Origin of the sequence: Marivita sp., assembly GCF_017643905.1 — a bacterium.
GTDB lineage: Bacteria > Pseudomonadota > Alphaproteobacteria > Rhodobacterales > Rhodobacteraceae > Marivita.
In genome coordinates this window covers 1-10,766 of the sequence record NZ_JAEPMO010000143.1, presented here as the reverse complement: position 1 = coordinate 10,766, position 10,766 = coordinate 1, and the positions used below count along the sequence as shown (strand labels likewise).

The following is a 10,766-nucleotide window of genomic DNA, read 5'->3' as shown; positions in this document are numbered from 1 at the left end:
TCGCCATGACCAATGGCGATGACTCCGGGTTCTCTGTTCAGCCTGCCGATGACGATGGCACCGTTCGCCTGTCAGGGGCGCTGACGATCCGCACGGTCACAGAGGTCCGCAATCAGTTGAAAGCGCTCGACCCGTCAACGCTCCGCCGCATCGACCTGTCGTCCGTGTCACGCCTAGATACGGCGGGCGCATGGGTTCTGCTCAGTCTTAATGGGGGCGCCGAAACCGGACAGATCGCGTTCACGGGCGCAAGCGCCGAGGCGGAGAGCCTTCTCAACAGCGTCCAGCAGGCTTTGCCGAAACCCGAAGCCCCACCCGCGCATGACAGCTCGTTTTCGGCATGGCTCGGTCGGTTCGGCCAGCGGGTGTATTCCGGCCTGATGTTCCTGCGCGCCCTGACCGGGTATCTGGGCATCTTCCTGCACCGCCTGGCCCGCGCCATACGCCACCCAAGCGAATTCAAACTCACGTCCCTTGTACATCATTGCGAAGAAGTCGGCCTCAAGGCCGTTCCCATCGTGGCACTGATGGCATTCCTGATCGGTGTGGTGCTGGCCTTCCAAGGGTCGACCCAGTTGCGCCAGTTCGGGGCCGAGGTGTTCGTCGTCGACCTGATCGCCATCTCCATCCTGCGAGAACTGGGCATCCTGCTCACCGCCATCATCGTCGCGGGCCGCACCGCATCGGCCTTCACCGCCGCGATCGGGTCGATGAAGATGCGCGAGGAAATCGACGCCATGCGCACGCTGGGCCTTGATCCCGGCATGAACCTCTTTGTGCCGCGCATTCTGGCGCTCTTGATCATGCTGCCGATCCTTGGGCTCATCGCCAATATCGCCGGGCTGTTCGGGGGCGCGCTGATGGCGTGGATCGACCTTGGCATCTCGCCCGCGATGTTCACCACGCGTCTGGTCGAAGGCACGGCGGTCAGCCATGTCTTTGTCGGTCTGGTCAAAGCGCCTATCTTTGCCATGATCGTCGGCGTTGTCGGCTGCCACGCGGGCATGCAGGTGCAAAGCAACGCGGAATCGCTGGGGCGCATGACCTCGAACGCGGTGGTCACAGCAATCTTCGCGGTGATCGTGGCCGACGCCGTGTTCTCCATCTTCTTCGCGCGGATCGGCATATGACAGACTGCGAGGTGGTCATACGGCTACGGGGCATCCGAAACCAGTTCGGGCGGCAGGTCGTGCACGAGGATCTGGACCTCGACGTCTATCGCGGCGAGATCCTTGGCGTGGTTGGCGGCTCTGGCACCGGGAAATCCGTCCTTTTGCGCACCATCGCGGGCCTGCAGAAACCTGCCGCCGGGTCAGTCGACGTGCTGGGCACCGATGTTCTGAACGCCGACGAGGACACGCGGCAAAAGCTGGAAAGCCGTTGGGGTGTGATGTTTCAGGACGGCGCACTGTTTTCGTCGCTCACCGTACGCGAAAACGTCGAAGTCCCAATGCGTGCGATCCCCGGACTTGATCCGCAAATCCGCCGCGATCTGGCCGATCTCAAGATCTCCATGGTGGGGCTGCAATATCTGGCCGGTGACAAGTACCCGTCCGAGCTTTCGGGGGGCATGCGCAAAAGAGCCGGTCTCGCCCGCGCGCTGGCGCTTGACCCGGACATCGTGTTTCTGGATGAACCGACTGCTGGCCTTGATCCAATTGGCGCCTCTGCGTTTGACCAGTTGATCCGGGGACTCAGCCATTCCCTCGGCCTGACTGTCTTCCTGGTGACCCATGATCTCGACACGCTGCACGCGACCTGTGACCGCATCGCGGTGCTGGCAGAACGAAAGGTACTGGTGACTGGCAGCATGGCAGATATGCTTGAGGTCGATCATCCTTGGGTCCACGAGTATTTCCACGGGCCCCGCGCCCGTGCTGCCGTGCCCGACAAGACGACGAAAGGCGACTGACTTGGAAACCAAGGCGAACTTTGTCCTGATCGGCGCGTTCACTCTCGCGGGGCTGTTGGGCATCCTTGGGTTCTTCCTGTGGTTCGCGCAGGTCGAGCTGGACCGCCAATTCGACTACTACGACATCCGGTTTTCTTCGGTCTCGGGCCTGAGCAACGCCTCCGACGTGCGCTTCAGTGGTCTGCCGGTGGGGCAGGTGGTGGATGTGCGGCTGTCCCCCAATCAGGACGGCACAATCCTCGTCCGGGTCGAGGTAGACGCCGCCACCCCTGTCCGCACCGACAGCATCGCTACCATCGAAGCGCAGGGTGTGACGGGCGTGTCCTTTGTCGGCATTGGGCCGGGATCACCCAACGCCGCGCTGCTGGAACCGACGGATGACAAGCCCGTGCCCGAGATCACCGCAGGACGCTCCACCCTGCAAAGCCTGTCCGAAGATGCCCCGCGTCTGCTGGAAGAAACGCTGCAGCTGGTGACCGATGTGGGCGATCTCTTGGGCGCAGAGAACCGCGCCCGGATCAATTCGATCATCGCCAATGTTGAAACCGCCTCCGCCGAATTCGCCGAAACGCTGGATGGCTTCTCGTCGATCTCGACCACGGTCAGCGACTTTGCCGAACAGATCAACCGCTTCAACGAAACGCTCAACACCCTGACCGGCGACCTGACCGAAGTGCTGCAAACCGCCGATGCCACACTGACCTCTATCGGCGAGCTCTCCGAACAGGGCAAAGGTGTGCTGACCACCGGGGCCGACACCCTGACCAGCGCCCGCTCCGCCATCGACCGAACCGAAACCTACATCGCGACCGACCTGACCCAAGCCACCGCCGATCTGCGTGCTACCGCCGCCGCTCTGCAAACCGAGCTGACCGCACTGTCTGCCGATGCGCGCGCTTTGCTGGCGACGCTCAACACCACCGGTGCAACTGCAACCGCCCGTCTGCAAGAGGCGCAGGCAACCCTGCAAGCCACCGACGCGCTGATCGCCCGTCTGGATGGCACAGCCGAGGCTGTGACCGAAACCGCTGGCAGCATCGACACGCTGATCCGTGACGAAGGCGCGCCGCTCTTGTCCGAGACCCGCGCGATGGTGGCCGAGGCCGACCGCGCCATCGCCTCGGTTGCGACGGTTGCCAACGAAGACCTGCCCGTCATCATCGCCGACATCCGCCAGACCGCCGAAACCTTCCGCACCGTCGCGACCGAAGTGGGCGGCAACCTGACCGCCTCCAGCCAGTCCGCCGAAGCGGTGTTGGACACGGCGCGCGTCACGCTGGAAGATGCGCGCGTGTCCTTTGCCAATGCCAACACCACGCTGGCCGCGATCAACGATGCGCTGGTAACCGGCGACCGTGCGCTGGGCGCGGCCGAACGGGCCTTCGCCGGCGCGGACCGGGTGATCAACGAGGATTTGGACGGGATCATCACCGGTCTTGAGACGTCATTGGGCAGCCTTGATGCCGCCATCGCGCAGGTATCCGCAGACATCCCCGGCATGTCCGCCGATCTGCGCGCCGCCAGTCAGGCCGCATCCGATACCTTTGCCGAACTGCGCAACCTGACCAGCGCCGCATCGCCGTCGATCCGCGAATTCACCACCACGGCGTTGCCGCTCTATTCACGACTGGCGCAGGAAAGCCGCGCATTGATTGCAAATCTCGACCGATTGACCGAACAAATACAACGGGACCCGACGCGGTTCTTCCTCGACAGCGAAACGCCGGAGTTCAGACGATGAAGACTTGGGGGCACCTGCGACATGCGATGATGGTGATGGCTTTGGCCGCACTTTCCGGCTGTGCCGCCATTTCGGCAGTCAGCGATGCAGCCACACCGCTGGAAGTGTATGAACTGCGCGCACCTGACACTATCGCAGCGACGAATGGCCGGGTGCTCGCGCGCGATGTGATCGTCGAGATACCCACCACCAGCGGGGCCTTGGCCACCGACCGCATCATGATCCGGCCCAATGCGCTTCAGGCGCAGTATCTGCCCGATGTCCGGTGGAGCGAGCTGACCCCGGTGATGGTCCAGACGCTGATGCTACGGTCCATCGAGGCCACGGGCGCTGTGCGCTATGTCGGGCGCAAGCCTTTGGGCGTGAGCGGGGATTTCGCCGTCGTGACCGAGGTGATCGATTTTCAGGCCGATGTCGTGCCCGAGACAGACACCGCCACTGTGCAGATCACCCTTCTGGTACGGATCGTGCGCGAAAGCGATGCCAGCATCATTGCCAGCCGACGATTCACGGCCAGTGCCGTGGCTGCAACAACCGAAACCACAACCGTGATCGACGCCTTCAGCGCCGCGTCGGATCAGGTGTTCGACGCGTTCGCGCGGTGGGTACAGTCGACGCTCTGACAGTCGCAGGTTGACCCACATCATCTCGGATGAGGGGACATTGCGCTAGACCACTGATGCAGAGGTGGGCAATCACGCGTCGCCTCTCGGGTAGAAAGGTTTGATTATTGTGACCCACGACAACACGCTGCGCCGCGCTCTGAACGTGCCCTTGCTGACGCTGTACGGCCTTGGCGTGACCGTCGGTGCGGGGATTTACGTGTTGGTCGGGGCAACTGCGGCAGAATCCGGGGCTTTTGCACCCGTGGCGTTTGTCGTGGCAGCCATCGTCGTTGCCTTCACTGCCTTTTCCTATGCCGAACTGTCGACCCGCTACCCCGTCAGCGCCGGAGAGGCGGCCTATGTCGAGGCGGGGTTCTCTTCTGCGGCCCTCGCCACGGTGGTGGGGCTTGCCGTGGTGTTGTCAGGTTTGGTGTCTGCGGCGGCGGTGTCGCTTGGCGCGGCCTCCTACCTGCACGGGTTGATCGGCGCACCGACCGGACTTCTCACAGTGGCGGTTGTGGCGCTGATGGCTCTGATCGCATTTTGGGGCATCACTCAATCGGTCACGGTGGCCGCCGTGATCACCGTTGTCGAGGTGTCGGGGCTGATGATGGTGATGCTCTGGGGGTTTGGCTTTTCCGAACCGTCCGGTGTGACGCTGACCGATATTGTTCCGCCCCTGACTGGACCGCACTGGATTGGGATCGGTACGGCATCGCTGCTCGCGTTCTTTGCCTTCGTCGGGTTCGAGGACATGGCCAATGTCGCGGAAGAGGTCAAAGACCCTCTCCACACCATGCCCCGCGCGATCCTGTGGACGCTGGTTCTCGCGACCGTGCTTTACATAGGCACCACAACCGCCGTCTTGATGGCGGTTCCGCTTGAAACGCTTTCCGTATCGGCAGCACCGTTGCTGCTGGTCTTCGCGGATGCCCCAGCCCCGTTGCAACAGGGTTTCAGCCTTGTGGCCATCGTTGCAACGGTGAATGGTGTGTTGATCCAGATGATCATGGCGTCCCGCGTTCTGTATGGTTTGGCGGACAGAGGCCATCTGCCCAAGCCTTTGGCATACGTCTCGCCAAAAACCCAAACACCGGTGGTGGCCACCTTGGTCGTGGGCGCGACGATCCTGCTTTTGGCACTCACATTCCCGATTGATGCGCTGGCCGAACGGACCTCTCAGATCGTTCTGTTCGTGTTTGTCTTGGTCAACCTCGCGTTGATCCGCATAAAGCTGGCTGCCGCACCCGCAGACCGGCATTTCCGCGTGCCGATGATCGTGCCCGTGCTGGGCGTGGCGACAAGCCTGTTGCTGTTGGCAACGGGTCTGTTGTGAACTGCGTCAGGACAGCCGTTTTCCCGGTGACAGGAAATTCGGGTCGGCCTTCACCTCGATCAGCTTGACCCCCTTGCGCGACCGCGCTTCGGCGACGGCTGCGACAAAGCTGTCATAGTCCGTGGCCTTGGCTGCGAATGCGCCGAAGGATCGCGCAAAGTCGCAGAAATCAGGATTGGTCAGCACGGTGCCGGACACCCGGTCGGGATATTCGCGCTCCTGATGCGCCCGGATCGTGCCGTAGCGGGCGTTGTCGATGATGATCACGGTCAGGTTCAGATCGTGATGCACGGCAGTGGCCATTTCCTGACAGGTCATCATGAAACACCCGTCACCCGCGACGGCGAAGGTCTCGCGCTCCGGTTCGCAGATCGCGGCCCCGATGGCAGCAGGCAGGCCGTAGCCCATGGATCCGGAGGTGGGGGCCAGTTGCGACCCCGGCGCGCGGTACTTGTAAAACCGGTGCAGCCAGCCCGCGTAATTGCCCGCGCCGTTGCACAGGATCGCGTCGTCGGGCAGCACCTCGGCCAGATGCGCGAAATAGGGGGCGAGCGGATCATCCCCGACCGACGCTGGGTTGCTGAACGAAACGTACCGTTCGTGCAGGTCTGTCGTACGGTTCACAAAGGCGTCGGGCGCGATGGGGTCCCAGTCAGCGACAGCCGTACAGAAGCTTTCGGTATCCGCCACCAACGCGATTTCCGGCTCATAGACGCGGCCGATTTCTTCGGGTTCAGGGAAGACATGCACCAGCGATTGCTTGGGCACCGGTGGTGTCAGGATCGAATAGCCTGCTGTGGTCATTTCCCCCAGACGCGGGCCGATGGCGATCAGCAGGTCGGTCTCGGCCATGATCTCCTTGAGGTAGGGCGGTGTGCCGACGCCGTAATGGCCGATGTAATTCGGATGGCGGTTGTCCATAAGTCCTTGGCACCGCAGGGACACGGCGACAGGAAGCGATTGGGTTTCCGCAAAGCGCTGCAGGGCGGCGATGCCGGTCTTGGTCCAGCCACCACCCCCCGCCATGACCAATGGGCGTTGGGCTTTGGCGATGCGGGTTTTGAGGTTTTCCAGATTTTTACCAGACGGTAAAAAACGAGGAGTCTCGATCCGCGCGGGAGGCGTGGGCTGCGTGATCTCGTCGTAAAGCATGTCCTCCGGCAGCGCTAGCACCACCGGGCCGGGCCGCCCCGACAACGCCGTCCGGAATGCGCGCGAGATGTATTCCTGAAGCCGTGACGCATCGTCGATCTGGGCAACCCACTTTGCCATCTGGCCGAACATGCGGCGGTAGTCGATTTCCTGAAACGCCTCGCGGTCCACCATGTCCCGCGCGACCTGACCCAAGAAAAGGATCATCGGGGTCGAATCCTGATAGGCCACATGAACCCCGGCGCTGGCATTGGTGGCACCCGGTCCCCGCGTGGCAAAGCATATGCCGGGACGGCCTGTGAGTTTGCCATAGGCGTCAGCCGCCATCGCCGCACCACCCTCTTGCCGGCATGTGACAAAGCGGATGTCCCGCTCGCGCCCGTAGAACGCGTCGAGCACCGGCAGGTAGCTTTCGCCCGGCACCCCGAACGCGGCTGATGTGCCTTGGGCAACCAGAAGATCGACAAGATGGTCGGCGGCGCGGATCGTGGTGTTGGGACGTGTCATTTTGAGAAGGGCCTTTGGTGATTTGCCTAAACGCTAAAGCGGTTCGCAGGGCAGGGCAAACAGATGGTCGGTCCAAGTGCCAAGGATGTCGGACTTGGCGTTCCAAGGCGGGCGATGTCCTGCCACACTGAGCGTATGAACGTGCTGCACAAAACCCCCGCCCTTGCCGATGCCGTGCTTGCGACACTGGCAGATATCCCCTTTCCCAGCGTCAATGCCGACCGCCCTGCGGCGTTGCTGACCCGCTGCCCTGCTGCCGGGGTGACACCGCTCTCCGACGCCCCTGATTTTGCGAAGGCGGCGGGTGTCGGGCAGGTCCATGTCAAGGACGAACGTGAACGCATGGGGTTGGGCAGCTTCAAGGCGCTGGGCGCGGCCTATGTGATTGCTCGCGACGCGGAAGAGGGCAACGCCAAGGGCCGAACCTATGTCACTGCCAGCGCAGGCAACCATGGACTGTCCGTCGCGGCGGGCGCGCAGGCCTTTGGGGCGCGGGCGGTTGTGTATCTGGCGGATACCGTGCCCGAGGGCTTTGCAGACCGGTTGCGCAGTTTTGGTGTGGATGTGGTCCGGCACGGGGCGTACTATGAAGAGGCGATGGCCGGAGCGGCCCAAGCGGCCAGTTACAACGGTTGGGCCTTGCTGTCGGACAGTTCGTGGCCGGGCTATCTCGACCGGCCTCATACGCTGATGGAAGGCTATCTGGTGCTGATGCAGGAAGCGGTCGCGCAGATGTCCGCGCCGCCGACGCATATCTTTCTGCAAGCGGGCGTGGGTGGTCTGGCGACGGCCTGTGCCGCCTATGCGCGGGTCACCTGGGGCGATGCGCCCCGGATCGTCGTGGTCGAACCCGAGGTTGCCCCGGCGCTTTACGCGTCGATCAAAGCAGGGTCCGCGCAGGTCACGGAAGGGCCGAAATCAGCGATGGGGCGGCTGGACTGCAAAGAACCATCACTGATCGCGCTCAAGGGGCTCGCACGGGATGCCGATGATTTCATGCTGATCTCTGAGGACGAAGGTGCTGCGGGCAGCGCGGTCTGTGCCGATGCGGGTTTTCCGACCACGCCGTCGGGTGGGGCTGGGGTCGCCGGGTTGCTGGTCGCAGGGTCTGCGCTGGGCCTGACGGAGGACTCTCGTGTGCTTGTGATCCTCAGTGAGCAGGCGTCATGACACCTCCGCGTGGCTTTCCAGCCGAGGAATTCAAGCAACGCACCAGCGCCGCGCAGGCGTTGATGGCAGAGCACGGGTTGGCCGCGCTTCTTCTGACGACGGAGCCTGAAATCCGCTATTACACCGGGTTTCTCACCCGCTTCTGGGAAAGTCCGACACGCCCTTGGTTCGTGATCATCCCGGCGACTGGTGATCCGATTGCGGTGATCCCCTCCATCGGCGCGCATTTGATGGGGCAAAGCTGGATCACCGACATCCGAACCTGGGCGGCCCCGGATTACGAAGATGACGGCATCGGCCTGTTGGGTGATGCCTTGTCCGAAATCGTGCCCGCCTCAGGCAAGATCGGGCTGGCCGACCAGATGGAAAGCCATGTGCGCATGCCCTTGGCCGACCTGAGACGGTTGGAGGCCGCGCTGTCGCCGCGCAGCATTGACGGCGATGCCACGATCACACGGCAATTGCGGTTGGTGAAATCTGAGGCCGAGATTGCCAAAATCCGGCATGCCGCCGGGATCGCCAATCGGGCATTTGACAGGGTGCCGGAACACGTCTCGGCGCGTATGTCCCTGGCGGACGTGTTCCGCAGGTTTCAGATGTTATGTCTTGAGGAAGGGGCGGATTGGGTGCCCTACCTTGCCGGGGCGGCGGATGCGGGGGGTTATGCCGATGTGATCTCTCCCGCGACGGACACTCCATTGGCGATGGGCGATGTCCTGATGCTCGACACAGGGTTGGTCTGGGACGGGTATTTCTGCGATTTCGACCGAAACTACAGCGTCGGAGCGCCAGCGCCGGATGTCGCTGCGGCCCATGCGCGGTTGATTGACGCCACACATGCGGCGGCCGAGATTGCGAAACCCGGTGAGACCATCGCCGACCTGTTCCACGCGATGAACCGAGTGGTGAACCCCGGCGGTGACACGATGGAGGCGGGGCGTCTTGGGCATGGTCTGGGCATGCAACTGACGGAATGGCCGTCGATCATCCCGCAGGATCGCACGGTGCTGGTGCCCGGCATGGTCCTGACGCTTGAGCCGTCGGTTGTGGTGCGCGACGGCAAGATCCTGGTGCACGAGGAAAACATTGTGATCCGCGCGGGTGGTGCCGACTTCCTGTCCGCGCCGCAATCCCACGACATTCGGGTGATCTGATGGCGCTGCCCTATACCATCGACACAGACCGCCCGACGCAGATTGGCTTGGTGACGCTGCAAAGCGACGAGACCATTGAGCGGGATTTCCGGATGCTCCTTCCCTCGGATGTGGAACTGTTGGTGTCGCGGGTGCCGTCGGGGACCACAGTGTCACTCGACAGCCTCTGCGCGATGGAAGACAGCCTGACCGCGTCGGCGCGGTTGCTGCCCGAAGGCGCGGATCTGGCGGCGGTGGGCTATGGCTGCACCTCGGCCAGCGCTGCCATTGGCGCGGCGCGGGTGGCCGAGTTGATCAAGGCGGGTGTGACGACGCCGCATGTGTCAGACCCGCTGACATCCCTGATCGCAGCCTGCCGCGCGGGCGGGATTGCGAAGATCGGGTTGGTCAGCCCTTATGTGGCGTCGGTCAGCCATCGCCTGATTAAGGGGCTGGAGGCCGCCGGGATCGCGGTCACGTCGTTTGGCAGTTTCGATGAGCCGTTGGAAGAGCGGGTCGTGCGCATCTCGCGTCAGTCGGTCCGAGACGCGGCGGTTCACGTGGGACAAGGCGGCGCTTGCGAGGCGGTCTTTCTGTCCTGTACCAACCTGCGCGCGCTTGAGGTGATTGACGAGATCGAAGCCACGTTGGGCTTTCCGGCTTTGTCGAGCAATCAAGTGCTGGCGTGGCATCTTGGACGGCTTGCCGGGTTCGCGGAAAGATGTACCCGGATCGGCAGGGTGTTCGATTTCGGCTGACCTATGCCCCGGCTTTGGCCGCGCGCAACCAGCCCAGCGTTTGATCCGTTTCATCCCCCGTACGGTACTCGGCCCCCAGAGGCCGGGTCCATCCTAAGGCAGTGATCCTTTTGAAGACAAACGGGTAATTCAGCTCTCCCTGATCCGGGACACCCCGGTCTGGGACGGCGGCGAACTGGATATGTCCGACAAGGGGCAGCAGCGCTTCGAGCCGCGTGACGACATCCCCTTCGGTCCGTGCGACGTGGTAGCAGTCGAACATCATCTTCACACCGGGGACGTTCAGGTCGGCCAAAAGGTCGGACGCCTGATCGGTGAGTTATGGCTGAATCTGGTGTCTGGGCGGTTTGAATGACGGCGGTGCATCTGGTTGGTTTGTTGTTGCGACACAAGCCACCATCCAAAGGAGCACCACCATCATGGACGACGCTACCATCATCGATTTTGCGGGT

At 62.9% G+C, this 10,766-nt stretch carries 9 protein-coding genes and 1 pseudogene; 8 read left to right on the top strand and 2 right to left on the bottom strand.

Features of this window, described 5'->3' with window-relative positions; genetic code table 11:
• The first annotated feature begins 5 nt into the window (after positions 1–5).
• The 5 genes from JJ869_RS18770 (at position 6) to JJ869_RS18750 (ending at position 5,594) form a co-directional block, all read left to right on the top strand.
• Positions 6–1,130, top strand: a complete 1,125-nt coding sequence (locus tag JJ869_RS18770; protein WP_292269469.1) for an MlaE family lipid ABC transporter permease subunit — start codon at positions 6–8, stop codon at positions 1,128–1,130.
• The gene (locus JJ869_RS18765; RefSeq protein WP_292269466.1) at positions 1,127–1,912 is read left to right on the top strand and encodes an ABC transporter ATP-binding protein; all 786 of its coding nucleotides are present in this window, start codon (positions 1,127–1,129) and stop codon (positions 1,910–1,912) included. Before JJ869_RS18770 ends, JJ869_RS18765 begins: the two co-directional genes overlap by 4 nt.
• Before the next feature lies 1 nt (position 1,913).
• Complete coding sequence (locus JJ869_RS18760) at positions 1,914–3,653, top strand: MlaD family protein (RefSeq protein WP_292269464.1); 1,740 nt, start codon at positions 1,914–1,916, stop codon at positions 3,651–3,653.
• Positions 3,650–4,276 (top strand): ABC-type transport auxiliary lipoprotein family protein, encoded by a 627-nt coding sequence (locus JJ869_RS18755; RefSeq protein WP_292269462.1) that lies wholly within the window; start codon positions 3,650–3,652, stop codon positions 4,274–4,276. The genes JJ869_RS18760 and JJ869_RS18755 overlap by 4 nt, the downstream gene beginning before the upstream one ends.
• A 109-nt stretch (positions 4,277–4,385) precedes the next feature.
• Positions 4,386–5,594: an APC family permease gene (locus JJ869_RS18750; protein WP_292269459.1), complete on the top strand. Its 1,209-nt coding sequence runs from the start codon at positions 4,386–4,388 to the stop codon at positions 5,592–5,594.
• A gap of 6 nt (positions 5,595–5,600) precedes the next feature.
• Here the strand turns inward: JJ869_RS18750 and JJ869_RS18745 are convergent, their stop codons facing one another.
• Entirely contained in the window at positions 5,601–7,253 is a 1,653-nt protein-coding gene (locus JJ869_RS18745; RefSeq protein ID WP_292269456.1) for a thiamine pyrophosphate-dependent enzyme, read from the bottom strand.
• A 135-nt stretch (positions 7,254–7,388) separates the two neighbouring features.
• Between JJ869_RS18745 and JJ869_RS18740 the strand changes: the two genes are divergently transcribed.
• Genes JJ869_RS18740 through JJ869_RS18730 form a run of 3 tightly spaced genes read left to right on the top strand, consistent with a single transcriptional unit; the run spans position 7,389 to position 10,314 of the window.
• Positions 7,389–8,423, top strand: a complete 1,035-nt coding sequence (locus JJ869_RS18740; RefSeq protein ID WP_292269468.1) for a pyridoxal-phosphate dependent enzyme — start codon at positions 7,389–7,391, stop codon at positions 8,421–8,423.
• The gene (locus JJ869_RS18735) at positions 8,420–9,577 is read left to right on the top strand and encodes a Xaa-Pro peptidase family protein (RefSeq protein WP_292269453.1); all 1,158 of its coding nucleotides are present in this window, start codon (positions 8,420–8,422) and stop codon (positions 9,575–9,577) included. Before JJ869_RS18740 ends, JJ869_RS18735 begins: the two co-directional genes overlap by 4 nt.
• Positions 9,577–10,314: an Asp/Glu racemase gene (locus JJ869_RS18730; protein ID WP_292269450.1), complete on the top strand. Its 738-nt coding sequence runs from the start codon at positions 9,577–9,579 to the stop codon at positions 10,312–10,314. The genes JJ869_RS18735 and JJ869_RS18730 overlap by 1 nt, the downstream gene beginning before the upstream one ends.
• A 1-nt stretch (position 10,315) precedes the next feature.
• Here JJ869_RS18730 and JJ869_RS18725 read toward each other — a convergent pair.
• A pseudogene (locus tag JJ869_RS18725) lies at positions 10,316–10,615 on the bottom strand (TIM barrel protein); the annotation flags it as partial.
• Positions 10,616–10,766 lie beyond the last annotated feature (151 nt).